We start from the raw sequence: 22,304 nt of genomic DNA on the forward strand, positions 1-22,304 counted from the left end.
ATAGGGCGCGACGTTCGCAGGTGAAAGGGCCTTGCGTGCCCCAATGAAAGACACTATCCACCGCCCACCAACGCGCGGGGCCGTGCCGGGGTCTTCCCGGAACTGCCGCAAGCGAAGGGGCGATTAGCTCAGCGGTAGAGCACTTCGTTGACATCGAAGGGGTCACTGGTTCGATCCCAGTATCGCCCACCACCCCCGCCCGCCGGGCGGGCCAGACAGTCACCGTCCCCCAGGGGACAAGGTTCAACCCACGGGGCGCACGCCCCGCAGGCAAAAGGAGAGCAGCCATGAAGGTTCGCAATTCCCTCCGGTCGCTGAAGAACCGGCACCGCGACTGCCGCGTCGTGCGCCGCAAGGGCCGGGTCTACGTCATCAACAAGACCCAGCGTCGGTTCAAGGCCCGCCAGGGCTGACGCCCGGGGCACGTCCCCGACCAGCGCAGGATGCAACGGGCCGCCCTTCGGGCGGCTCGTTTCGTTCATGGGTCCCGTTTCAGCGGATCGGTGTGGCGACCATGCAGATCTGCCCGCGCGGCAGGAGGTCGTCGCGCCGCCGCGCCTCGAACCCGGCTTCACGCACAATCCGAAGCACCTCCGCCTCGGGCAGGTGCCGGGGGGCACGCGCCGCATGGGTGACGACGCCGTCGGGCTGGCGCCAGCTGTCCGCACCCTCGGGCGCGAGGAACACGGTGAAGAGGAACGCGCGCAGGCGCGGGAAGGCGGCATGGGCGCGGGCGAGCGCGGCGGGCAGCGCGTCGGGCGGCAGGTGCGGGAAGACCGCGAAGGCGATCGCGTAGTCGATGCCGTCCGGCACGCCGGGATAGCCGAAGGCGCCGTCCTCGACGAGACGCGACTCGTCCAGCGCCGCCGGATCGGCCAGCTCCTCTGCCCTGCCCCGCAGCATCAGCGCCCGCGAGGCATCCGTCGCCCAGTAATTGCCGGGCGCGAGGAACGGAACGGCCCGGCAGCCGAGCCGCAGCGCCCCCGCGCCGATGTCGAGCAGGAGGTGATGCGGCAGAAGCCCCTCGTCCCGCAGCAACGCCATCTGCGCGCGCCCCGTCTCGTCCCAGCGGCCGCCGACGATCGCGCGGTGGCGCCCGGCCGCCAGCGCGTCGTCGTAGAAGCCGGGCGCGAGATAGGGAGAGGCGGCGGTCAGGCCGACGGGTCCTTCGTCATCCGCAGGTAGGGGAAGTGGGTCTTGAACTCCCCGAACTTCGCCTTCGCGTCCGCGTCGGAGACGGTCGCGGGGATGACGACGTCGCGCCCCTGCTCCCAGTTTGCGGGCGCCGCGACGCCATGCTTCGACGCCATCTGCAGCGCATCCAGCGCGCGCAGGATCTCCGCGAAGTTGCGGCCGACGTTCATCGGATAGGTCATGGCGAGCTTCAGCTGCTTGTCCGGCCCGATGATGAAGACCGCACGCACCGTCGCCGTGTCGTTGGGCGTGCGCCCGTCCGGCAGGTAGGCGTCGGCGGGCAGCATGTCGTAGGCTTTCGAGATCTCCAGCCCCTCGTCGGCGATGATCGGGAAGGTCGCCTCGGCCCCGCCGAAGGTCTGGATGTCGCTCTTCCACTTGCGGTGGCTCTCGGCGTTGTCGACGGAGATGCCGATGACCTTCGTGCCGCGCTTGGCCCATTCGTCGGCGAGCTGCGCGACGGCACCGAACTCGGTGGTGCAGACGGGGGTGAAGTCCTTCGGGTGGCTGAACAGGATCGCCCAGCTGTCGCCGATCCAGTCGTGGAACCTGATCGGACCCTCGCTGGTCTCGGCCTCGAAGTCGGGAACGGTCTGGTTGATGCGCAGGGCCATCGGATGCCTCCTGGGATTTGCCTTCGCGCGCAATGTAGCGATTTGCGCGCCGGGGGGAACGGGATGCAGACGAGATCGGGACGGGCGTTCCGGAGCCGCGCGGGCGGGACGGACAGGCGTCCGCGCCCAGCGGCTCAGAACGGACAGGGCGCCTCGAGCCGCATGACCTTTCCGTCGGCAGGGTGCTCGAACTTGAGCCCCTCGGCATGGAGCATCATGCGCGGGAAGTCCCGCGCCAGGCCTTCCGCGTAGAACGGGTCGCCGAGGATCGGATGGCCCAGCTCGCGCATGTGGACGCGCAGCTGGTGGCTGCGGCCCGTGCGCGGCATCAGGCGCATGCGCGTCGTGCCATCCTCGACCGCGACCCGCGTCCAGTCCGTCACCGACGGCTTCCCCCGCTCCCAGTTCACATGCTGCAGCGGGCGGTTGGGCCAGTCGACGATCAGCGGCAGGTCGACGGTGCCCTTCGCCTCGGCCACCTCGCCCCAGACGCGGGCGACGTAGCGTTTGCGGACGCGCTTGGTCTCGAACAGGCGGCCCATCCTGCGCTGGGCCTCCTTCGTCAGGGCGAAAACCATGATGCCCGAGGTGTCCCGGTCCAGCCGGTGGCAGAGCAGCACCTCGGGGCGGATCTCCTGAAGCCGGGACAGCAGGCAGTCGGCGAGATGGTCGCCGCGCCCGGGGACCGAGAGCAGGCCGTGCGGCTTGTCGACGACGATCAGGTGGTCGTCCTCATGGACGACGGGGATCGGGCCCGCGGGCGGCGCGTAGGGGGTGGAGACGTCGGGCATGGCGCGCGCCCTAGCCGGTGTCGGGCGCGCGCGCCAGTGGTCAGGCCAGATACACGCGGAACCAGGCGATCGTGTCCTCCCACGCGGCCTCGGCGGCTTCGGGGTCGTAGCGGGGCGTGGTGTCGTTATGGAAGCCGTGGTTCACGTCTGGCCAGATGTTGGCCTTGTAGATCTTGTCGTTCTCCTCCAGCGCGCGCTGCATCTCGGGCCAGCCGGCGTTGATGCGGCTGTCGAGCGCGGCGTACTGGAACAGGAGCGGCGCCCGGATCTTCGGCACGTCCGCCGCCGCCGCCTGGCGCCCGTAGAAGGGCACGCCCGCCGACAGCTCCGGATAGGCGACCGCCAGCGCGTTCACGACGCCGCCGCCGTAGCAGAAGCCCGTCGCACCCACCTTGCCGTTGGTCCCCTCCAGCCCGGCGAGATATTCGTAGCCCGCGAAGAAGTCGTTCATCAGCTTCTCGCCGTCCACCTGGCGCTGAAGCTCCCTCCCCTCGTCGTCGTTGCCCGGATAGCCGCCGACCGAGGTCAGCCCGTCCGGCGCCAATGCGATGAAGCCGGCCTTGGCGACGCGGCGCGCGACATCGCGGATATAGGGGTTCAGGCCCCGGTTCTCGTGGACGACCAGCACGGCGGCGGGCGGGGCCTCGGTCGCCGCCGGGCGCACGAGGTAGCCGTTCACCTCGCCATGGCCGTTCGGCGAGGCGTAGGTGATGTCCTCGCCCGAAATGTCGGGATCGTCCTGGGCCACCTGCTGCGCCAGCGCGTAGTTCGGGCTGAGCGTGTTCAGCAGCGCAATGGCAGTGACGCCGCCGACCGCCCATTTCGAGGCGCGGTCTAGGAACTCGCGCTTGGTGATCCTGCCGTGGGCGTAGAAGTCGTAGAGGTCCAGCAGCTCCTGGTCGAAGTCCTTGGCGGTCATGCGGGTCATGGCCCTGTCTCCCCTCGGGTTGTGCCCGTCGAAAGCTAGGCCGGCGCCCGCTGACGCCAAGTCAGCCCGGGTCAGTCCTGCGCCCGTGTCAGCAGCGTCGCCCCCGCCGCCACCAGCGCCAGCGGCGCCGTCACCGCGAAGAGCCAGCCGATGCCGATTTGCGCCAGCAGCGTCGACATCGCCGCCGGCACCAGCGTCGCGCCGAGATAGGCGGCTGCGACGATCAGCGCCGTCATGCGCTCGCCCCCGCCGAGGCGGCGGGTGGCGGCGACGAAATAGGCCGGGAAGAACAGCGCCACCGCCCCGCCCGCGACGGCGAAGGCCGGCCCCTCGGCGCCCAGAGCCGCCGCGCCGCAGGCGAGGCCCGCCATCGCGAAGGACGCCGCCAGCAGGCGCAGCGGCGCGATCCGGTCGGCCAGCCACCAGAGCGCGACCCGCGCGGCGAGGAAGACCGAGAAGAACGCCGCCGCCCAGAGCGCCGCGCGCGTCTCGGTCATCCCGCCCGCGACTAGCGCGGCGGGGCCGAGGCCGGCCAGCGACAGCTCCACCCCGATGGCGATGCCTCCCAGCGCCAGCAGGCCCGGCCGCCGAAGCACCGCGCCGAGGCGCGGGCGTGGCACGGCGGCAGGGGCGGCGCCCCGGGACACCAGCAGCGCGAGCCCCAGCGTCATCGCGCCCAGCAGGCCGTAGGCCAGGGCGATGGACCCGCCCAGGGCCACGAAGACCAGCGGCCCCGCCACCGCGCCCACCCCGAACAGCGCGTTGAGCAGGCCCAGCATCCGCGGCCCGCGGGCGTCGAGCTCCTCCAGGAAGCGGCGGTTGTAGACCGCCGAGTTCAGCGCGTTGCCCGCGCCGATGAGCGCCGCGCCCACCAGCGCCAGCGCCCAGACCGGCGCCGCCGCCATGGTCACCGCGCCCGCCGCCACCAGCAGCAGCGCGCGCCGCCCGGTGATCCCGGCCCAGACCATGTTGAGCATCAGCCCCGCCAGCCCGCCCGCGGCATGGGCGCCGACGATGCCCCCCGCCTGCGACGGCAGGATCTCGTGCAGGCGCGACAGCGCAGGCACCGACGGGCCATAGAGCGCCTGCAGCGCCCCGGCGAGGGCGAAGGCGGCGAAGCCCTGCACGATCAGGGCGCGGGCCGGGGGCGGGGACGACAGGCTGGACATGGCCCGCCTTGCGCATGACAAGACGGCGGGGTCAATCCGTCCCCCGCGGCCGCCCGGCCCGCCACCTCCCTTCGCGACAGGAGCCCTCCGATGATCCGTCCGATCGCCCTCGCCGCCGCCCTCTTCTCCATGCCCGCCGCCGCCGATCAGGTCGGCGAGGTCGGCGTCGACTGGGTCGGCAACGACATCATCATCGAGGCCATCGCCGACCCGAAGGTCGAGGGCGTGACCTGCCATGTCGCCTATTTCGAGCGCTCGCTGATCGACCGGCTGAGCCAGGGCAACTGGTTCGAGGACCCGTCCAACGCCTCGATCGCCTGCCGCCAGACCGGGCCCATCACCATCGGCGACATCGACCGCGGCGAGGGCGGAGAGAACGTCTTCAGCGAAAGCCGGTCGATCATCCTGAAGTCCCTGCGCGTCAAGCGCATCTTCGATGAGGCGAACCGGACGCTGATCTACCTGGTCCACGCCGCCGAGCTGACCGAGGGGTCGGCGAAGATGGCGATCTCGACGGTGCCCCTCTTTGGGTCTGGTGCCGCTACGGAATAGACGGGGCGCTGGGCGGAATGCTATGCTTCGGGCGATCGCCCGGAGGTTCCCATGCGCGCCCTGATCCTCGCCCTCGCGCTCTTCCCGCTCGCGGGAGCCGCGCTCGCCCAGTCCGTCACGGAGGTCCGCTTCGCCTCGGGCAGGACCGGAACCATGCTGAGCGGCAACGTGACGGGACGCGACTACAAGGATTTCCGCCTCGGCGCCGAGGCCGGGCAGAAGATGTCCGTCGAACTGACGGTGACGAAGACCGAGGGCTTCGGCACGGTCTATTTCAACGTCCTGCCCCCGGGCAGCGACGACGTCGCGATCTATATCGGAGCGCAGGAGGGGAGCGCCGTCACCGTGCCCCTGCCCGAGACCGGAACCTACACGGTCCGCGTCTATCACATGGGCAGTGACGGGGACAGCGGCGTGCGCTCCGACTTCAACATCGACCTGTCGCTCCGGTAGGCTCAGACCAGCGCCAGCGCCATGCCGAGGGCTTGAAGCACGCCGCCACCCCCGGCGCGGCCAGCGTCAGGATGCCCGTGACGCAAGCCAGCGCGCGGACGAAGCCGAACGACCAGGCCGTGAGGATGCAGTCGACTGCGTTGGGCCCCGGCGTCGCGACGAACAGCGCCCGGAAGGACGTGAAGACCAGCCAGTCGGAGACTGGTCACGCCGCCCCCCTTGGTAAAGGCGCGTCAGATGTTGAGGAACCTCTGCGCGATCCGCGGGATCAGCTTGTTGAAGCGCAGCGGCGCATCGGTGACGACGAGGCAGATGCAGTCCTCTCCGATATCGGCGACGGGCATGTGCTCGACCGCGTCGTCGGCCACCTCCACGTCGCCGCGGGCATAGCGCCGGTCGCCGTCGAGGAAGGCGCCCTTCAGGACCAGCGTGATCTCGGTTCCGACATGGCCGTGATCGGGCATCGCCTGCCCGCCGGGGATCGATAGCAGACGCGCCGTCGCCTCCCCGTCCGAATCGGCCAGGACGATCTGCTTGACGCCCATGCCCACGCCGCGCCAGCGCAACGTGTCGACGTCGCCGCCCAGCGCCTCGCGCAGCGGTTGCGGCAGCACGGCGTTCGGGCGCGGCGTCTTGACGTCGCCATGGACCGTATCGGCCCGGCCGGCGCCGTTGATCCGCGCCATCACCGCGTCGAAGCTGTCGTCGCGCAGCGGCGCGACCTCGACCTCCTGCAAAAGCGCGCCGCCCATCGCCTCGAACCCTTCGAGCCGCGCGCGGGCGTCGTCGTCGAGCGAGACGGCGGTGGCGACCATCAGGTCGTAGGCCTCGGGCAGAAGACCCGCGGCATAGCCGATCAGGAATTCGTCCCCGATGGGATGCTCGACGTTGCGTCGCATGTTGAACTGTCCCTCGGTCATCGCCCCGATCCCCCTGCCGGCCGTGGCATATCCGTTTCCATCGCATGCCTTAGCCGGTCTATCGCCAACCTAATGCGGGATTTGATCGTGCCCAGGGGCAGACCGGTCTCGGCGGCGATCTCGCTGTGCGACAGGTCGCCGAAGAAGGCGCGCTCGATCAGGTCGCGCTGCTTGGGCGGAAGCTGGGCCACGGCCTCGGCCAGCCGGCGGCTGTCCTCGCGCAAGGCGAGTGCCTCGGCCTGCGCCGGCTCCGGCTCCGGGCCCCAGGGCAGGTCCTCGGGCTCGGGGCGGCGGACCTTGCGGATCATGTCGATCTTGCGGTTCCGGGCGATCGTGAACAGCCAGGTCGACACGGTCGCCCGCGTCGGATCGTAGAGATGCGCTTTCCGCCAGAGCGTGACCATCACGTCCTGCATGCAATCCTCCGCCAGCCCGGGGGTCAGCCCGGTCCGGATCAAAAACGCCTTCACCCGAGGGGCATAGCGCTGGAACAGCTCCGCGAAGGCGTCGCGGTCCTGGTCGCGGCCGACCGCGACAAGTCGCTCCGCCCAATATCCCTCGTCCTTTGTGTCGACCGACACGGGCGTCTCCGATCAAGCGAGATGCCGGGACAGGCCGGCAACCCCGCGAAGCCTAGTCGAAAAGCCCGTGTTGTCCAATCACAGCCTTTTTACGTCCATCGCCGCGGACCGGATCACCGGGAAAGGCGAAAAACCGGGCGGAACCGGCCGCGGAAGCGCGCGGCGGGACTGGCCCCGTCCTGCGATGTGATCCAAGGAAGGGCGGATGTCGTAAGATAAACAAATCTCAATCGAACGGACAGTCTCACCGGTGCCTCTAGACCCTTCTTCGCCCGTCCCCCGCCGCATCGCGGTCGTCGGAGGCGGGATCAGCGGCATGGCCGCGGCCCATTCCCTCTCCCGCAGTCACGCCGTCACCCTGATCGAGGCCGAGCCACGGCTGGGCGGACATGCCCGCACGATCCTCGCCGGCAAGCGCGGCGATCAGCCGGTCGATACCGGCTTCATCGTCTTCAACAAGGTGAACTACCCGCGGCTCCTCGCCCTCTTCGAGGAGTTGGACGTGCCGATCGCCGACAGCGACATGTCCTTCGCCGCCTCGCTGGCCGGCGGCCGGGTCGAGTACTCCACGCAGACGCTCGACACGATGTTCGCGCAGCGCCGCAACCTCGCCAATCCGCCCTTCCTGCGCATGGTCCGCGACATCCTGCGGTGGAACGGCCGCGCCGCGAACGAGGCGAACGATACCACGCTGTCGCTGCGCCAGTTCCTCGACAGTCTCGGGCTCGGCCGCAGCTTCCGGGACTGGTATCTGGGCCCGATCTCGGGCGCGATCTGGTCGACGCCCTCGCAGAACGTGATGGAGTTCCCGGCCGCGGCGATGGTGCGGTTCTTCGCCAACCACCACCTGCTGGCCAATACCGGGCAGCACGACTGGTTCACCGTCGCGGGCGGCTCGACCGCCTATGTTTCCCGGCTCGAGGCGCGGCTGCGCCGGGTCGGCGTCGACATCCGGCTGGGCGCGGGGGTACGCGGCATCCGGCGCGGGCCGGGCGGACCGGAACTGGCGCTCCGCGGTGGCGCATGGGAGGAGTTCGACGAGATCGTGCTGGCCACCCATGCCGACGACAGCCTGCGGCTGCTGACCGACCCGAGCCCGGCCGAGCGCGCGTTGCTGTCCCGCATCCGCTACCAGTCGAACCATGCCGTGACCCACAACCACGCAGCGCTGATGCCGCGCCGGCGCAAGTGCTGGGCCTCCTGGAACTACAACGAGCCCGCGGGCGCCCGCCCCGATCAGCTGGGGCTGACCTACTGGATGAACCGGCTGCAGCCGATTCCTCAGGACGACCCCCTCTTCGTGTCGCTGAACCCGCAGATGCCGATCCCCGAGGAGGCGATCTTCGACGAAATCACCTATCGCCACCCTCTCTACGACCTGGCGATGATGGACGCGGTCGAGGGCGTGCGCCGGATGAACGGCACACGCGGGACATGGTTCTGCGGGGCCTGGATGCATAGCGGCTTCCACGAGGACGGCATCCGGTCCGCCTTCGACGTGGTCGACGCGATGGAGCGGCGCGACGCGCTGGGCGTCGCCGCCGCATGACCGCGCCGCAGCACATCCCGGCCCGGACCTATCACGGGCGCGACGGGGAAGGCGTCCGGAACGCCTTCCGCTACGGGATCGACTACGTCCTGGTCGAGCCCGAGGCGGACGTCCCCTTCCCCCGGCTCTTCGCGCGGAATGCAGGGGGTCTCGTGGGCCTGCGCGACGCCGATCACGGCGGACCGCCGGGCGCGGGGCGCGGCGCGGCCTGGGTCCGGGAGGTGCTGCGCGACCATGGTATCGGCTGCGCCGACGGACGGGTGCTGCTGCTGGCGCAGCCGCGCGTGCTGGGCCATGTCTTCAACCCCGTCAGCTTCTGGCTCTGCCACGACCGGGAGGACGCGCTGCGGATCGTGATCGCGGAGGTCTCGAACACCTTCGGCGACCGCCATTCCTATCTCTGCCACGCGCCCGACTTCGCGCCGATCCGCCGCGACATGACGCTGGAGGCCGCGAAGATCTTCCACGTCTCGCCGTTCCAGCCGGTCGAGGGGAACTACCGCTTCCGCTTCGACATCGCCGAGGACCGGATCGGGATCTGGATCGAGTATCTGCACGAGGGCGGCCGCCTCATCGCGACGCTGACGGGCCCGCGCAAGCCGCTGACCTCCCGCGCGCTGCTCGGTGCGGCGCTGCGGCGGCCCTTCGGCTCTCGGCGGGTTCTGGGGCTGATCCACTGGCAGGCGCTGAAGCTCTGGTGGAAGGGCGCGACCTACCGCCCCCGCCCCGCGCCGCCGCGAAGCGAGGTCAGCCGGTGAGGGACCAGTCTCTTGCAAGAGCCCGGCAATTCCCTTCGACGGAAACGGCGCTCCGTGGCTGACCCTGCGACCGGACTCGCACGGCATGCGGGGTTCGCCGCCGTGCTCGCCGCCGCGGGCCTGCCGATCTATATCCACGCGCCCAAGTTCTACGTCGACAGCCATGGCGTGACACTGGCGCAGCTATCGGTCGCGCTGTTCCTGCTGCGCCTCGTCGACGTGGTGCAGGACCCGCTGCTTGGCCGCCTCTCGGCCGTCACCCGCAGGCGACGGGCCGCGATGTGCTGGGGCGCGGGGGCGCTGATGGCCGTGTCGATGGTCGGGCTCTTCGCCGTGCCTCCGCCGCTGCCGCCGGTCTGGTGGTTCGCGCTGACGCTGGCGGGGCTGTTCTCGGGCTTCAGCTTCCTGACGATCTGCTTCTACGCGCAGGGCGTCGCCAAGGCCACCGCGATGGGCGACGGGCATGTCCGCCTCGCCGCCTGGCGCGAGACCGGCGCCTTGTCGGGGGTCTGCCTTGCCGCCGCCCTGCCCGCGATCCTGGCCGGGACGGGCGCGCCCTTCGCGCTCTATGCCGGGCTGTTCGTCCTCGGCACGGGCGCGGCGCTCTGGGCGATGGGGCCGGAATGGACCGCGCGGGGCGAGGCGCCGGCGGGGGGCCTGCGCGAGGTGCTGTCGGACGGGCCCGCGCGCCGCCTGCTGCTGGTCGCGCTGGCGAACGCCACGCCGGTGGCGGTGACATCGACCCTGTTCCTGTTCTTCGTCGAGGACCGGCTGGAGGCCCCCTCCGCTGCCGGGCCGCTTCTGCTGCTCTTCTTCCTGTCCGCGGCCGCCGCGGCCCCCCTCTGGGGCCGGGCCGCGCGGCGCTGGGGGGCGCGGCGGGCGCTGATGGCGGCGATGGTGCTGGCCATCGCAGTCTTCGCCTGGGCGCTGACTCTGGGCGCGGGCGACGTCGCCGCCTTCGCCGCGATCTGCGTCGCCTCGGGGGCCGCGGTCGGCGCCGACCTGACGCTGCTGCCCGCGATCTTCGCCCGGCGGCTGGAGGCGATCTCGCCCGGGGCCGCCGACGGGTTCGGGCTCTGGTCCTTCGTCAACAAGGCGACGCTGGCCGTGGCCGCCATCGCGCTGTTCCCGGTGCTGGATGCCGCGGGCTTCGTTCCGGGCGCAGCGAACGGCGCCGGCGCCCTGGACACCCTGACCCTGCTCTATGCGGGCCTGCCCCTGGGGCTGAAGGCGCTCGCGCTGGCCTTGCTGGCCACGGCGGGCCGCGAGATCGACGAGGAGAGAGCGTATGCGTGACTGGCGCGGAAAGCGATACTGGCTGGTGGGCGCCTCGGAGGGGCTGGGCGCGGCGCTGGCGCGCCAGCTTTCGGCGGCGGGCTGCGAGTTGGTGTTGAGCGCCCGCTCGGCCGACCGGCTGCAGGCCCTGGCCGACGAGCTGCCGGGGCCCGTATCGGTCGTGCCGGTCGACGTCGCCTCGAGCGAGAGCGTGGCGGAGGCCGCGCGGCAGGCCGGCGAGATCGACGGGCTCGTCTACCTCGCCGGCGTCTACTGGCCGCAGAGGGCGCAGGACTGGAACGCCGAACAGGTCGAGGCGATGTGCGACATCAACTTCACCGGCTGCGCCCGGGTCGTGGGCGCGGTAATCGGCGACATGGTGGCGCGCGACCGGGGGCATGTCGTGCTGACCGGATCGCTCTCGGGCTTCCGGGGCCTACCGGGGGCGACGGGCTACGGCGCCTCGAAGGCCGGAGTGATGTGGCTGGCCGAAGGCATGCATGCCGACCTGCGCCATACCGGCGTCAAGGTGCAGATCGCCAATCCCGGCTTCATCGAGACCCGGCTGACCGCCAAGAACGACTTCGACATGCCCTTCCTGATGACCGCGGAGGAGGCCGCGCGCCACATGTTCGAGCTGATGTGCTCCGAACGTTTCAAGCGCAGCTTCCCGACGCTCTTCTCCTGGCTCTTCCGGGGCGGTCAGATCCTGCCCGACCGGCTGTGGTACGGGCTCTTCGCGCGGAAGTGACGCGGGCCGCGCGGAACGGCGGCGCGCCCGCCGGGGGGCCGGCGGGCGCGCGATCGGTTCGGCCAGGGCACCGGAACCGGCGCCCCGACAGGGGTCAGAGCGTCTGGGTGCTCGCCTCGGCGTAGATGCGAGAGACCTCGTTCAGCATCGCGGTGAGGGTGTTCATCTCGTCGTAGACGACCTCCCGCTCGGCAGTCGACAGCGAGCCGGTCTGGCGCAGCAGGTCGATGGTCGGACGGATCTCGTTCCAGCGGGCCATCACGTCCTGCAGGCCGTTGCGGATCGCGTCGTTCGCCGGGGGCCGGACGCCGGCCTCGGGCATGCCGAAGGTCAGCGCCTGGAGCGACAGCTCGAAGAGGTCCATCGCCGAGGCGAGCTCGTCCTGGGCCGTCTCGGTATGGAGGCCCTCGGCGATCATGCAGGCCGACTTGGAGATGAGCTGCGGCATCATCCGCTGACGCCCCATGATGTCGAGCCCGACCGCGTCGGTCGCCAGCAGGCGGGACGGGTCGGCATATTCGCCGATCAGGTCGCCGACCAGCGCCTGGGTCAGGCGCAGCATCTCGGGCGCCGACTGGGTCGTCGTCGCAATCTGCTCGACGGTCGCCGACTGGACGCGGTGATCGGCGATCGGCAGCACCTCCTGGCGGACCGGCTTCCAGACCTCGTTCATCTCGCCGATGCGGCTCAGGACGCGGCGGTCGGTCTCGGGGGTCTTGATCGAGATGAACACGTCACCGTATTCGAGCGCGTTCATGATGCGGTCGATCTCGCCGATGGAGGCCGAGAGATAGCCCTTGGCGACCTTCCCGCCGATCCCGGCGGCGGCGTTGCAGGCCGAGGCGGGGATCCGCTGGGTCAGCATCCGCAGCTTGCCGGCGAAGTCGATGCGCTCGGGGCCGTTCTGCTTGATCTCGACCGGGACCTGGACGACCGTCGCCTCGGTCTTCGGGATCTTGTCGACCTTGGCCCAGCCGGACATGTCGATGGCAGAGCTCTGCGCCAGGACCGGCGAGGCGGCGGCGAGGGTGAGGGCCAGGGCGGACGCGGCGGTTAGCCTGGCCGTGTAGTTGAAGCGGGGGATCACTTTGGTGTCCTCTCGTCTTGGAAGGGGTGGATTATCTCGAAAGCTGGCGGCGCGCGTGTCGCGATGGACCTGCGCCGTCCGGAACGCGCGGGCTCAGCGCGCGGCTTGCATCCACACCTCCACGCGGCGGTTGATGGCCCGGCCACGGTCCTCGGCGTTGCACGCCGTCGGCGCCACTTCGCCGAAGCCGCGAGAGGTCAGCTCGATCCCCGCGAGACGGTCGCCCGCGCGCTGCTCGATCTCGGCCAGAACCTGCTGCGCCCGCGATTCGGACAGTTCGCGGTTGCTGTCGAAGGCGCCGACATCATCGGTGAAGCCGACCAGCATGACCCGCGAGCCTTCGGGGGCCTGCTCGAGATGGGTGATCAGGCGGTCCATGTCGATCGTGCCGCGCTCGTCCAGCTTCGAGGAGCCGGTGCGGAAGCGGAAGGTCGTCGACAGGCGCTCATAGTCGATCATCGTGCCGAGCATCTCGCGCATCACGTTGCCTTCGTAGGCGTCGACATTGGGGTCGAGCAGAGAGCGGGCGCGGTCGCCGTCGAGCGGCTGCTCCTGGCTGGCCACGCCGAGGTCGATGAAGCCGGCCTTGCGGATCAGCGCGTCGGCATCCGACGAGGTCACGAAGTCGAGGAACTCCTGCGTCTCGGAATCGACGTCCTGACGGTTGTAAAGATACAGGCGGCGCTGCAGCTCGTATTCCTCGGTGCGGGCCGAGAAGGCGTTGGGCGACATGGTCAGGCCGCAGGCGTTGACCAGGCTGATCGGCTTGGCGCCGCGCTGGAAGGCATAGCCGACGAAGCCGATGGCGCCCGGATCCTCGTTGACCATGGCGGCGGCTTCGTTGTTGTCGCGGGCGACGACGATGTTGTCGGCGAACTGCCAGCGGTCGGTCTCGCCCAGAACGGCGCGGTAGAAGATGGCCGAGGTGCCCGTCTCTTCCTGGCGGCCGATGACGGTGATCGGCATGTTGCGGCCGCCGACCTGGCTCCAGTTGGTGATCTGGCCGGAATAGATCTGGCCGACCTGCGCCATGGTCAGCTTGTCGATCCCGTTCTCGGGGTTCACGATGACGACGATCGAGTCGACGGCGACGATGTGCTCCTGCTCGGGGTCGATCATGTTGCCGGCGCCGGCGTCGCGCAGGGCGCGGGCCTCGACGGGCTGGATCCGGCGCGCGGCCATGCCGATCGACGCGGTCTTCGAGAGCAGCGCGTCGAAGGCGTCGTCGGACACGCCGGAGGTCACGAGGTAGGAGCCGAGCGCGTCCCCGAAGCCCTGCTCGCCCACCAGCTCGGCCGTCAGGTTCGAGCCCTCCTTGAACGCGGCCATGTCGGCGTCGAGCACGCCGGCGAAGCCCTCCAGCAGCAGCGGCATCATGCCAATGCCGACGGTTTCGTCCCCGGCCATCACGACGTTCGCCTGAACGGCGGTCTCGAAGCTCGGGCAGGCCGCGCCCTCACAGCGCACCCGCTCGGCGGACAGGCGCAGTTCACCCAAGGCGGTGCGGATCACGTAGACGTTGTCCTCGAACCCGACGAACTCACCGACGATGTCGACGGTGCCGTCCGCGGAGATCAGGTTGACGTTCTCTGCTTGCGCCATGCCGGGCACGGCCAGGACGCCCGCGAGTGCGAGCCCGCGCAGAGCACTGGTGGTCGTGAGGGAGCGGATGCTCTTCATTTCTAACTTCCTTTGCGTGTTACTCAGGTCCGCTTCTGAGGGACCAGGCTCCGGCGCCGGGGGACGACGCTATGGAGCGGACGCTGCCGTCGGAACGCGGTGGAGCTAGGGCGCGAAAGGATAGAATTCGCGGCAATTGTCGTGCAGTCGGGGGGGTGTTGCCGCTTCGGCGCCGCATTCGGCCGAACCGGTTTCGATCCAAGCCTTTGATAACGCTATCAGTCGTTGATCGAGCCCTGGAACGCGGCGACCAAAGGCGCCACGTCTGCTGCGTCGAAGGCCATCGCGAGGACGGTGCCGTCGGCCCAGAGAGCCCGTCCGAAGGCCGGCCCCGCAGGGGTGCCGGACTGCTGCGCCCAGAGCTGCAGCGCAGGTTCGTCGTCGGATCCCGCGCCGTCGAGCAGCTGAGCCAGTGTCGCCGCCAGTTCCTCGGCGCCCCCGGAGGTCACCTCCCCGGATGGCGAGCGGGTCATCGAGGCCCGAAGGCGGCCTTCCGACGCGGCAAGGAAGTCCCGGGCTCCGCCGCCGCCATCCCCGGCGGGCGCTGGCGGGACGGCGGCCGTCACGGGCCCCGCATCGGGCGGCAGCATCCCGATGAGGCGCAGCGCCGAGACGCCGCGCATGGCGTTCTCCTCGCCGCGCCGCTCCGAGACGACGACCGTCCCCGAGGCGCCCCGCGCGAAGCGGACGAGCAGGTCGAGCGCCGCGTGCAGCCCGTCTTCCTCCTCCGGCTCCAGCTCTCGGCCGGCGACCTCCTCAGGCGAGAGATCGTCCGAGGCCGCGGTGACCGCGCGCAGCCGGCGGGCGGCGGCGGACAGCGTCAGCGTCTCGCCCGCCTCGGAGGCGAAGGTCAGCTCGGCGGGAAGGATCGTCTCGTCGACCGCGGTCAGCACGGCGCGAGCGACGCCGCCCGCCCCTTCCTCCGCGCGGGCGAGCACGCGGGCATCGCCCACCATCCGGTCGGGCTGGTGCAGCTTGGCGACCCTGGCGTCGAACTCCTCCGAATCGTTCATCCGGCCGCACCGGCCAGGGCGTTCAGGCAAGCCCGGGCGTCTGCGGCGAAGGCGCCAAGGTCGACCTCGGGCGCGCAGAGACAGCAGAGCACGTCCGTCGGCGCGTCGGGCACGCGCAGGAAGACGGCGACCTCGTCGACGGTGACCGAGACGGCGAGGTCGGTGTCGGGTGCGCTCCGGTCCATCACCGACAGCAGCTCCCCGCCGCGCAGCGCCAGCTCCTGCTGCGCCTCGCGATGCATTGTCGCGCGGCTTTCCACCAGCAGGACCATAGAGGTGGCCAGATCGGCAAAGAGAGCCGCGCGGCAGGCCGCGTGGCTCTCGGTCAAAACCTTGAGGGCATCCGCGCTCATGAAGATCCCTACCCTGTCCACACCTTGGCGCACAACGGTCTAGCCGATGCCGCCTGAGAGGGGAAGACAGGGCTGCGCGCGGGGCTCAGGCCGAAGGACGCTCCCTCCGCCCGCCCAGCGCGACGCGGATGCGGCGCGGGACGATCCGGCGCGAGACGCGGCGCGCCGACGGCGCCGCCTGCTCCGGTTCGGGCACGGGGGCGGGGTCGGGCGCGGCCGACGGGGTCGGCACCGACGGATCCAGCGCGGCCAGCGCGACATGCAGGTCCTCGGAGAAGCGGCGCGCGCCGCTCGCCTCCCAGCCCTCGGGGTCGCCGTCCTCGGCCGCGGTCAGCGCATCGAGCAGCGAGAGCGGGTAGACGCCCGCGAACAGGCCCTCCGTCTCGGCGTCGAGCCGCGCCATCACCCGCCTGCGGTCGCGGTCGGTGGTCAGCTTGTCGAAGCGCGTGACCAGCAGCATCGAGCGGGCCTGCACGTCCTCCGGGACCAGCGCCCAGGCCGCATCCTCGGACTGGCGCCAGGCCTGCGTCGCGTGCGTGCACCAGAGGACGATATCAACCTCGGGCAGCATCCTCTCCCAGACCTCGCTGTCCATGTTGGGGTCCGAGATGCCGGGGAAGTCGATCAGGTCGCAATGCTCGAGGATCGTGCTCTGGATCGACATCGAGACGTAGCGGACCGCGTTCACGTCCAGCCCTTCGAAGCCGGTGACCTTCTCTGGCGCACGGTCCTGATCCACGAAATGCGCGACCGGCGCCGCCTGCCCATGACTCAGCCAGACGGGCGAGAGGCGCGTCGCGGTGACCTTCTCCGGCAGGGGCTTGGACCCCAAAAGCAGGTTGGAAAGCGTGGACTTGCCGGCCGAGAATTCGCCCATGATCGCCAGGCGCGGCTTGCGCGGACCGGACGACGGCACGAATTCGAACGTGTCGTCCCCGCCAGGGGTGGGGGTATGCGAAAGGTCGCTCATGCCGCGTCTCCTTCTGCGCCGGGCCGCCCGGCCTCGTCCGGCATGGGGTCGTCGATCTCCAGTTCCTCGAACAGCATCTCGAACAGCATCTCGCGTTCCTTCTGCTGGCTCACGCCGAACAGGCCGTTGAGCTCCTCGATGGAGACCTGGGACTTCGCCGACATGTCGGCCAGCACGTCGCGCTGCTCCTCGAGGAAGGTCCTGAGCCGGCCCATGGCGACGGCGCGGATCTCTTCGGTCTGATGCGCGGTCAGCTCGGCCACGATGGGCTGGGTCTCGGCGGCGATCAGCTCGCGGAAGCCCTCCGCGAAGGCGCGGTAGCCGCGGCGCTTGCCCCACCAGCTCTTCCACCAAGATGTCTTGAGGTCCAGCGCGATGGTGCGCGCCAGCGCCATCGGCTGCGGCGTCTCGGGGACGACCGGCGACTCGACGCGGAAGTTCTCGGCCTCGACGTCGAAGATCCGGGCATAGGCGTCGGTCAGCTCGTCCCCGGCGCGGGAATAGACGCTTTCGCAGGCCGACATCACGTTCTTGCGCAGCACCTGATAGGAGGAGCGCATCAGCATCCGGAGCCCGTCGGGCGAGTAGTTCCAGATCTCCTTCTCGCCCTTGGTCTCTAGGTGATGGATCAGCGACTCGAGCGCCCGGTCGACGAAGCGGACATGGACCTGATCGACCCGCGCAGCGAAGCGCCGGAAGGCCTCGTCCAGGCGGGCGTTCAGATCGACGAGCATCTCGTCGTGGATGTCGGCCAGCATGCCCTCCACCTCGGCGGCCGGCATCTTCTGCACCGGCCCCGACCCGCCCTTGAGCGACACCATCGCCGAGGAGGCGCGCAGCGCGGCGACGTAGTTGGCGGCGCGGCGGCGGCTGGCGATGATCGTCTGCAACCCGACCCCGTCGGCGATGCGCACGCCGATCGCCTCGTAGAGCGAGGGCATGCCCGACAGCGACCACACCATCTCGGGCACGGTCATGCCCGCGGCCTCGGGGCCCAGCGCCTCGGTCGCGTAGCCGCGCAGCGCCTCGGCCGAGGCGGTGATCATGCCGTCGATCTCGTTCTTCAGCACCGCCGTCGCCCAGTAGGCCGAGCCGAAGACGATGTCGGGCACCTGCATCCCGCCCCGCGACAGCGTCTCGACCAGCGAGGAGCGGATCTCGGGCACCTGGGCCGAGGGGTTCGACAGCTCGTCGATGCGGTTGACGAATACCACGACCTGGCGCGACTTCATGTTGGAGATCAGGCGGATGAGGCCCATGTCCGTGGAGGACAGCGCCTGATGCGCCGACAGGACCACGACGCAGGTCTTCGAATCGCGCAGCGCGCGGATCGTGATCTGCTCGCGCATCATGAAGGTGTCGTTCACGCCCGGCGTGTCGCGGATGCACAGCGGCATCGGCAGGCCCGGCGCGTCGAGCCACAGGTCCGCCGAGCGGGTGATGTCGGCGAACTGGCCCTGCCCGTCGGGCTTCTGGTCGGGGTCGAAATCGTCGCCCATGCAGACGTAGCGCTGGATCAGCCCGTCGTCGAAGCTGCCGTAATCGTGCTGCTGGCCCAGCATCATCTCGAACTTCTTGCCCAGCCGCTCGCGGGTCTTCTCGTGCATCCGCGCGATCTGCCGGCGGAGCTTCTCGACCTCCTTGTCGGCGCCCGCGCGGGCCGACAGCTCGCCGATGCGGCCGCCGTTGCGCACGAGGTTGTCCCACTCGTCGGCATCGAACAGCCGGAAGCTCGCACGCGGGTCGTCGCTGGCGCGGGGCACGTTCAGGTGCAGCGAGGTCACCACCGAGGTCCAGGGGTTGACATCGGAAGGCAGCAGGTCGGGCTGTCCGGCCATGGCGTTGACCAGGGTCGTCTTGCCCGACTTGATCTGCCCGATCATCGTCACCGCCGGCTCGAACGTGTCGAGCTCGTGCATCAGGACGCGCAGCTTCCTGGCCATGTCGGGGCCGCCGATGGCCTCCACGTCGCAAAGGATTTCGCGCAGCCCGGCGATATCCTCCGCAAGCCCGCGCAGGGCGTCCTGACCCTTCGACAACACAGAAGCCGCCACCTCCGGCCTGCGGGCCGGGATCGCCCCGGCTCGATCGACTTGGGACATCTCCATCGCATGATCCTCACTTGATACCTCGGCCGCCTTGCCACGGCCCTCACCCCCGATCTGACGGGAGCCGATTGTCGAAAGAATGACGGTTAATGGGTGAATTGCGGGTTCATCGTGCCCTGCCCCACCGTCATGCTGCCACGACAAGCCCGCGATCGAGGCGGCGCCTGAGCTGCAGCATCAGCACCGCCGCATCGTCGGCGGCCTGTGGGCCGTTCTCGATCTGGATGAGCTGGACGAGGTCCAGCGCCGCCTGCGCGTCCTCGTAGGCATCGGCCAGCGTCGGATCCTCCTCCTGCGCCTCGGCGAGCACCGCCTCCAGCCAGGAGATTTCCTCCACGGAGCGGTCCAGCACCGCGCTGCGGCGATTCCTGCCCTCGGTCTTGGACAGTTCGGTCCCGGCGGCGATCAGCCGCGAGATCGCGTCCTCCAGCACGCTGCGGGAGCTGGGCGAGAGCCCGGCCGCCTGCTTCGGCCTGTCCTCGACCTGCGCCACGACCGAAGAGAGCAGCCTGGCGACCGGATCGGACGAGGCGGCGGGCGCGGCGGCGGGCGGGACCTGCTTCGGCGCGGGGGCCACCGGCGTCGCGCCGGCGATGGCGGGCCCGGCTTCGACCGCCTCCGGATGGCGCGCGAGCAGCAGGTCCGCGCGGTCGAGATATCCCTGCCGCGTCCGGTCCATGACCTTCAGCACCGCCGAGATCAGGGGCTGCCCTCCGGACGCCTTGAATTCGGCCTTGTCGACCTTGCCGCCCGCCCGCGCGGCCAGCGCCCGGGGCGTGTCGATGGCCAGCACCCGCTCGAAATCGTCCTGCGCCAGCCGGTGCGCGCGGTCGAGCGCGGCGGCCGGGTTGGGCGAGAGGTCGATCTTCGGGCGCAGCAGGATCGCCTGGTCGCGGATCGCGTCGGGCATCGTCGACCAGGCCGCCTGTTCCGGCGCGCCGAAGTCGCGGGTGCACCAGATGATCAGCTCGCTGTGCCTGGCCGCCCAGGCGCAGGCGCGGGCCTGCTCGATCCGGCCGAGGCCGATGCCGATCTCCATCAGGGTGATGCGGTTGAGGGCGGGCAGCGGCGCCTCCATCTCGACCATCACGGCCCGGCGCCCGGCGGCCCAGATGGCGTCGAGTCCCTCCTGCGTCTCTGTCGAGCCGTCGGGGCGGGTGATGCGGGTCAGCTCCTGTTCGCCGCGCCGGAGCCGCATCGCCGGCAGGCGGATGCCTTCCGGCACGATCGGCGCGCCCGCCAGCAGGTCCACGACCCGCGACTTGCCCGTGTCGGGCAAGCCCATCACCGTCACGCGGACCGGCGCCGCCAGACGCGCGCGCAGCGACCGGGCCAGATCCGCGGTCTTGGCCGGCAGCAGGCCCGAGGCCAGCGCGCGGTCCAGGCCGCTGAGCGTTTCGGTGACGACAGCGTTCATGCTCTTCCTCCACTGGCCGCGCGCGGCTGCTCCCGTTCGATCTCGTCCTGGTCCGCCGCCTCGCCGGTTTCGGGGCCGGCCCCGCCCGCGTCCGAGGTCGGACCGGACCGGACCGGAGCCTCGCGCAGCGGGCCGATGAACGGCTCGGTCGCCGCGCCGAGGGGCGAGGCCCCGTCTTCGGCCGCGGGCCGCTCCGCCGCGGCGGTCTTCGCGGCCGCGGCCCCCGCCTCGGCCTTCAGCTCGGCCAGGATCTCGGCGCGGACCGCCTCCCTGATCCGGGCGACAAGCTCGGCCTGCCGCTCCGCCTCGGCGGCGGCCGCATCGGGATCGGCCTCGGCCGGATCGTCGCCGTCGAGGCCGGCGCCCCCGGCATCGGGCAGGGCCGCGACGCGGGTGGCGGGGGCGCTGTGGGTCTCGATCAGGCCGGTGGGCTTGGCCACGATCTTGCGGATGACCGGCTTCATGTGGTTCAGCTTTATCACCGAGAAGCTGATGTTGTCCTGATCCGGGTCGGCCAGGTCGTCCAGCGCCTCGAGCAGGTAGCCCGCGATCTCGGCGGCCTTGCGGCGCCGATACTTGTGCAGGATCTTCTGGATCTTCGGCTCTTCGAGATATTGCAGCCCGTCCGACGAGACCACGACCACGTCGCCCAGCTTGAGCTCGAACGGGTCCGTCGGGCAGTCGGCCCGCGCGACCTTGCCGCCCAGGATGACCGAGGTGAGGCAGTTGCGGTCGGGATGGTTCCTGGCCGCCTCGGCGGAGATCAGCCCCTGCTCGACCATGTAGTCGATCTGCGGCGCGAGCGAATGGTCCTCGTTGAGCTGGCGCAGCGTGCCGTCGCGCAGCAGGTAGAGCGGGCTGTCCCCGATCGACATCCAGTACATGCGGTTCTCGACCAGCACGAGGCTGACCAGCGTCGCCCCCATGCCGCGGGTGCCGGGGTTCAGCCGGACGTGGTCGCGGACGCAGCCATTGGCGCCCTTGGCCGCCCTGCGCATGAAGGCGGGGATGTCCTTCTCGAAAGCGGCGAAATTCGCCGACTGGAACTTCAACTCGCTATAGACTTGGGTGACGACGATCTTGGAGGCGACGTCCCCTGCGGCGTGGCCGCCCATCCCGTCGGCCAGGACGGCGACGCCGCTGTCCATGCCGAAGGGGAAGTCCGTCGTGATCGCGTCCTCCTGATAGTCCCGACCGCCCTGGGCGATCGCGGAGGCGACGTCGTAGCGCGGCTCAGGCGATCGCCACATCATCGTCGTCCTCTTCGCTATCGGTGTCGGCCCAGTCGAAGTCGGGACCGCACAGCGTCTTCAGCCTCAGGACCGTCTCGCCGATCTTGATGTCGTCGCCATCCCTGAGCGTCTCGTTCGAGATCACCGGCTTGCCGTTCAGGCGCACGATGTTGGACTTGCCGCCCTGGCCCAGCAGGAAGCTGCGGGCGTCGGCGTCGTAGACGATGGCGGCATGGCCGCTACGCGAGATCGCGGCATCGCCGAAGTCGAGCCGCACGGTCTGGTCCTCGCCGCGGCCGATCGACGACATGCCCGAGCTCAGCGGAAAGGCATGCCCGCGGCCCGGCCCCTGGGTCACCAGCACCCAGCCCACGGGGAAGGTCACGGCCGGGGCCGTCGGGGCCGCGGGGATCTCGGCCAACGCCTTCGCGGAGTCCTCCTCCTCGTCGCCGAACAGGTCGACGACGCTGCCTTCGGAGGTGTCGAAGCCGATCAGGCGGGTCTTGTTGCGGCGGGCGCTGCGGGCGGGAGAGCGGGTGACCATCTCCGACAGCGGCCCGGCCGGGCTGGTCGGGGCGCCGGGCATGACCGGCGCGGAGGGGGCCGCGGCCTTTGGCGCGGGGGCGGGCTCCTCGATGTCCCAGATGCCGGTGGCGGCCGGCTCCTTCAGACGTTCGGCGAGGTTCTGCAGGATCTGGGTCGTCGCCAGCGGGTCGTCCTGAGAGGTCTTGATCGACGGCGGCACCGCCGCCCGCGCCGCGGCGGCGGGCTGGGCGGGCTTCTGCGGGGCCGGACGGGCCGGTCCGGAGGCGGCCGCGGACTTCGGAGCCGCGGTCTGCGGCGCCGGGGAGTCCGGGTTCTTGCCAAAGAGGTTGCGAAGGAATTTCATCAGTCTGGTCCTTTCTGTGC

23 protein-coding genes and 1 tRNA gene are annotated in these 22,304 nt (G+C 70.5%); 8 read left to right on the top strand and 16 right to left on the bottom strand.

Going from position 1 to position 22,304, the window contains the following annotated elements:
• Nucleotides 1-117: 117 nt before the first annotated feature.
• Nucleotides 118-192, top strand: a tRNA-Val gene (locus tag DR046_RS02265).
• A gap of 95 nt (nucleotides 193-287) precedes the next feature.
• On the top strand, nucleotides 288-413 hold the full coding sequence (ykgO, locus tag DR046_RS02270) for a type B 50S ribosomal protein L36 (RefSeq protein ID WP_005850168.1): 126 nt from the start codon (nucleotides 288-290) through the stop codon (nucleotides 411-413).
• A gap of 79 nt (nucleotides 414-492) precedes the next feature.
• On the opposite strand, the gene DR046_RS02275 is transcribed toward ykgO, so the two are convergent.
• The 5 genes from DR046_RS02275 to DR046_RS02295 all read right to left on the bottom strand — a co-directional run bounded on the left by DR046_RS02275 (nucleotide 493) and on the right by DR046_RS02295 (nucleotide 4,696).
• Nucleotides 493-1,044, bottom strand: a complete 552-nt coding sequence (locus DR046_RS02275) for a class I SAM-dependent methyltransferase (protein WP_245190759.1) — start codon at nucleotides 1,042-1,044, stop codon at nucleotides 493-495.
• A gap of 107 nt (nucleotides 1,045-1,151) precedes the next feature.
• The gene (locus DR046_RS02280) at nucleotides 1,152-1,808 is read right to left on the bottom strand and encodes a peroxiredoxin (RefSeq protein ID WP_115379500.1); all 657 of its coding nucleotides are present in this window, start codon (nucleotides 1,806-1,808) and stop codon (nucleotides 1,152-1,154) included.
• A 134-nt stretch (nucleotides 1,809-1,942) separates the two neighbouring features.
• Nucleotides 1,943-2,599, bottom strand: a complete 657-nt coding sequence (locus DR046_RS02285) for an RluA family pseudouridine synthase (RefSeq protein WP_115379503.1) — start codon at nucleotides 2,597-2,599, stop codon at nucleotides 1,943-1,945.
• 40 nt (nucleotides 2,600-2,639) lie between these two features.
• Nucleotides 2,640-3,527, bottom strand: coding sequence for a YghX family hydrolase (yghX, locus tag DR046_RS02290; protein ID WP_115379505.1), 888 nt, complete (start codon nucleotides 3,525-3,527; stop codon nucleotides 2,640-2,642).
• 71 nt (nucleotides 3,528-3,598) lie between these two features.
• Nucleotides 3,599-4,696 (bottom strand): MFS transporter, encoded by a 1,098-nt coding sequence (locus DR046_RS02295; protein ID WP_115379507.1) that lies wholly within the window; start codon nucleotides 4,694-4,696, stop codon nucleotides 3,599-3,601.
• 90 nt (nucleotides 4,697-4,786) lie between these two features.
• On the opposite strand from DR046_RS02295, the gene DR046_RS02300 reads away from it, so the two are divergent.
• On the top strand, nucleotides 4,787-5,248 hold the full coding sequence (locus DR046_RS02300) for a CreA family protein (RefSeq protein ID WP_115379509.1): 462 nt from the start codon (nucleotides 4,787-4,789) through the stop codon (nucleotides 5,246-5,248).
• Between the two features lie 51 nt (nucleotides 5,249-5,299).
• Nucleotides 5,300-5,701, top strand: coding sequence for a hypothetical protein (locus DR046_RS02305; RefSeq protein ID WP_115379511.1), 402 nt, complete (start codon nucleotides 5,300-5,302; stop codon nucleotides 5,699-5,701).
• Nucleotides 5,702-5,934: 233 nt separating this feature from the next.
• On the opposite strand, the gene DR046_RS02310 is transcribed toward DR046_RS02305, so the two are convergent.
• Nucleotides 5,935-6,621, bottom strand: a complete 687-nt coding sequence (locus tag DR046_RS02310) for a ChrR family anti-sigma-E factor (protein ID WP_245190760.1) — start codon at nucleotides 6,619-6,621, stop codon at nucleotides 5,935-5,937.
• Nucleotides 6,618-7,202 (bottom strand): sigma-70 family RNA polymerase sigma factor, encoded by a 585-nt coding sequence (locus tag DR046_RS02315; RefSeq protein ID WP_115379513.1) that lies wholly within the window; start codon nucleotides 7,200-7,202, stop codon nucleotides 6,618-6,620. Before DR046_RS02315 ends, DR046_RS02310 begins: the two co-directional genes overlap by 4 nt.
• A gap of 250 nt (nucleotides 7,203-7,452) precedes the next feature.
• Here DR046_RS02315 and DR046_RS02320 point away from each other — a divergent pair, with 250 nt between their 5' ends.
• Genes DR046_RS02320 through DR046_RS02335 form a run of 4 tightly spaced genes read left to right on the top strand, consistent with a single transcriptional unit; the run spans nucleotide 7,453 to nucleotide 11,535 of the window.
• Nucleotides 7,453-8,751 carry an NAD(P)/FAD-dependent oxidoreductase gene (locus DR046_RS02320; RefSeq protein WP_280652818.1) on the top strand — a complete coding sequence of 433 codons (1,299 nt, stop codon included), beginning with the start codon at nucleotides 7,453-7,455 and terminating at the stop codon, nucleotides 8,749-8,751.
• Entirely contained in the window at nucleotides 8,748-9,509 is a 762-nt protein-coding gene (locus tag DR046_RS02325) for a DUF1365 domain-containing protein (RefSeq protein ID WP_115379517.1), read from the top strand. The genes DR046_RS02320 and DR046_RS02325 overlap by 4 nt, the downstream gene beginning before the upstream one ends.
• Nucleotides 9,510-9,563: 54 nt before the next feature.
• Nucleotides 9,564-10,805 carry an MFS transporter gene (locus DR046_RS02330; protein ID WP_115379519.1) on the top strand — a complete coding sequence of 414 codons (1,242 nt, stop codon included), beginning with the start codon at nucleotides 9,564-9,566 and terminating at the stop codon, nucleotides 10,803-10,805.
• Nucleotides 10,798-11,535, top strand: coding sequence for an SDR family NAD(P)-dependent oxidoreductase (locus DR046_RS02335; RefSeq protein ID WP_115379521.1), 738 nt, complete (start codon nucleotides 10,798-10,800; stop codon nucleotides 11,533-11,535). Before DR046_RS02330 ends, DR046_RS02335 begins: the two co-directional genes overlap by 8 nt.
• Before the next feature lie 94 nt (nucleotides 11,536-11,629).
• Here the strand turns inward: DR046_RS02335 and DR046_RS02340 are convergent, their stop codons facing one another.
• The 9 genes from DR046_RS02340 to DR046_RS02380 all read right to left on the bottom strand — a co-directional run bounded on the left by DR046_RS02340 (nucleotide 11,630) and on the right by DR046_RS02380 (nucleotide 22,284).
• The gene (locus DR046_RS02340; protein WP_115379523.1) at nucleotides 11,630-12,622 is read right to left on the bottom strand and encodes a type IV pili methyl-accepting chemotaxis transducer N-terminal domain-containing protein; all 993 of its coding nucleotides are present in this window, start codon (nucleotides 12,620-12,622) and stop codon (nucleotides 11,630-11,632) included.
• A gap of 93 nt (nucleotides 12,623-12,715) precedes the next feature.
• A complete protein-coding gene (locus DR046_RS02345) occupies nucleotides 12,716-14,302 on the bottom strand; it encodes a phosphate ABC transporter substrate-binding/OmpA family protein (protein WP_115379525.1) in 1,587 nt (528 codons plus the stop codon).
• A gap of 218 nt (nucleotides 14,303-14,520) precedes the next feature.
• Nucleotides 14,521-15,315 carry a hypothetical protein gene (locus DR046_RS23195; RefSeq protein ID WP_135227241.1) on the bottom strand — a complete coding sequence of 265 codons (795 nt, stop codon included), beginning with the start codon at nucleotides 15,313-15,315 and terminating at the stop codon, nucleotides 14,521-14,523.
• Nucleotides 15,312-15,668 carry a hypothetical protein gene (locus DR046_RS02355; protein ID WP_115379530.1) on the bottom strand — a complete coding sequence of 119 codons (357 nt, stop codon included), beginning with the start codon at nucleotides 15,666-15,668 and terminating at the stop codon, nucleotides 15,312-15,314. The genes DR046_RS23195 and DR046_RS02355 overlap by 4 nt, the downstream gene beginning before the upstream one ends.
• 85 nt (nucleotides 15,669-15,753) lie before the next feature.
• On the bottom strand, nucleotides 15,754-16,638 hold the full coding sequence (locus DR046_RS02360; RefSeq protein WP_115379531.1) for a dynamin family protein: 885 nt from the start codon (nucleotides 16,636-16,638) through the stop codon (nucleotides 15,754-15,756).
• Nucleotides 16,635-18,746 carry a dynamin family protein gene (locus DR046_RS02365; protein WP_115379533.1) on the bottom strand — a complete coding sequence of 704 codons (2,112 nt, stop codon included), beginning with the start codon at nucleotides 18,744-18,746 and terminating at the stop codon, nucleotides 16,635-16,637. The genes DR046_RS02360 and DR046_RS02365 overlap by 4 nt, the downstream gene beginning before the upstream one ends.
• Before the next feature lie 127 nt (nucleotides 18,747-18,873).
• Nucleotides 18,874-20,163: a hypothetical protein gene (locus tag DR046_RS02370; protein ID WP_115379535.1), complete on the bottom strand. Its 1,290-nt coding sequence runs from the start codon at nucleotides 20,161-20,163 to the stop codon at nucleotides 18,874-18,876.
• Nucleotides 20,160-21,413 carry a PP2C family protein-serine/threonine phosphatase gene (locus DR046_RS02375; protein ID WP_115379537.1) on the bottom strand — a complete coding sequence of 418 codons (1,254 nt, stop codon included), beginning with the start codon at nucleotides 21,411-21,413 and terminating at the stop codon, nucleotides 20,160-20,162. Before DR046_RS02375 ends, DR046_RS02370 begins: the two co-directional genes overlap by 4 nt.
• Nucleotides 21,397-22,284 carry an FHA domain-containing protein gene (locus DR046_RS02380; RefSeq protein WP_209313532.1) on the bottom strand — a complete coding sequence of 296 codons (888 nt, stop codon included), beginning with the start codon at nucleotides 22,282-22,284 and terminating at the stop codon, nucleotides 21,397-21,399. Before DR046_RS02380 ends, DR046_RS02375 begins: the two co-directional genes overlap by 17 nt.
• Nucleotides 22,285-22,304: the final 20 nt, after the last annotated feature.

This window comes from Jannaschia formosa, from assembly GCF_003340555.1.
Lineage (GTDB): Bacteria > Pseudomonadota > Alphaproteobacteria > Rhodobacterales > Rhodobacteraceae > Jannaschia > Jannaschia formosa.

Bases quoted from the DNA above. Each gene is read 5' to 3' on its own strand.
- ykgO (WP_005850168.1), top strand. From the start codon at position 288: ATGAAGGTTCGCAATTCCCTCCGGTCGCTGAAGAACCGGCACCGCGAC.
- DR046_RS02275 (WP_245190759.1), bottom strand. From the start codon at position 1,044: ATGGCGTTGCTGCGGGACGAGGGGCTTCTGCCGCATCACCTCCTGCTC.
- DR046_RS02280 (WP_115379500.1), bottom strand. From the start codon at position 1,808: ATGGCCCTGCGCATCAACCAGACCGTTCCCGACTTCGAGGCCGAGACC.
- DR046_RS02285 (WP_115379503.1), bottom strand. From the start codon at position 2,599: ATGCCCGACGTCTCCACCCCCTACGCGCCGCCCGCGGGCCCGATCCCC.
- yghX (WP_115379505.1), bottom strand. From the start codon at position 3,527: ATGACCCGCATGACCGCCAAGGACTTCGACCAGGAGCTGCTGGACCTC.
- DR046_RS02295 (WP_115379507.1), bottom strand. From the start codon at position 4,696: ATGTCCAGCCTGTCGTCCCCGCCCCCGGCCCGCGCCCTGATCGTGCAG.
- DR046_RS02300 (WP_115379509.1), top strand. From the start codon at position 4,787: ATGATCCGTCCGATCGCCCTCGCCGCCGCCCTCTTCTCCATGCCCGCC.
- DR046_RS02305 (WP_115379511.1), top strand. From the start codon at position 5,300: ATGCGCGCCCTGATCCTCGCCCTCGCGCTCTTCCCGCTCGCGGGAGCC.
- DR046_RS02310 (WP_245190760.1), bottom strand. From the start codon at position 6,621: ATGACCGAGGGACAGTTCAACATGCGACGCAACGTCGAGCATCCCATC.
- DR046_RS02325 (WP_115379517.1), top strand. From the start codon at position 8,748: ATGACCGCGCCGCAGCACATCCCGGCCCGGACCTATCACGGGCGCGAC.
- DR046_RS02335 (WP_115379521.1), top strand. From the start codon at position 10,798: ATGCGTGACTGGCGCGGAAAGCGATACTGGCTGGTGGGCGCCTCGGAG.
- DR046_RS02345 (WP_115379525.1), bottom strand. From the start codon at position 14,302: ATGAAGAGCATCCGCTCCCTCACGACCACCAGTGCTCTGCGCGGGCTC.
- DR046_RS23195 (WP_135227241.1), bottom strand. From the start codon at position 15,315: ATGAACGATTCGGAGGAGTTCGACGCCAGGGTCGCCAAGCTGCACCAG.
- DR046_RS02355 (WP_115379530.1), bottom strand. From the start codon at position 15,668: ATGAGCGCGGATGCCCTCAAGGTTTTGACCGAGAGCCACGCGGCCTGC.
- DR046_RS02360 (WP_115379531.1), bottom strand. From the start codon at position 16,638: ATGAGCGACCTTTCGCATACCCCCACCCCTGGCGGGGACGACACGTTC.
- DR046_RS02365 (WP_115379533.1), bottom strand. From the start codon at position 18,746: ATGGAGATGTCCCAAGTCGATCGAGCCGGGGCGATCCCGGCCCGCAGG.
- DR046_RS02370 (WP_115379535.1), bottom strand. From the start codon at position 20,163: ATGAACGCTGTCGTCACCGAAACGCTCAGCGGCCTGGACCGCGCGCTG.
- DR046_RS02375 (WP_115379537.1), bottom strand. From the start codon at position 21,413: ATGTGGCGATCGCCTGAGCCGCGCTACGACGTCGCCTCCGCGATCGCC.
- DR046_RS02380 (WP_209313532.1), bottom strand. From the start codon at position 22,284: ATGAAATTCCTTCGCAACCTCTTTGGCAAGAACCCGGACTCCCCGGCG.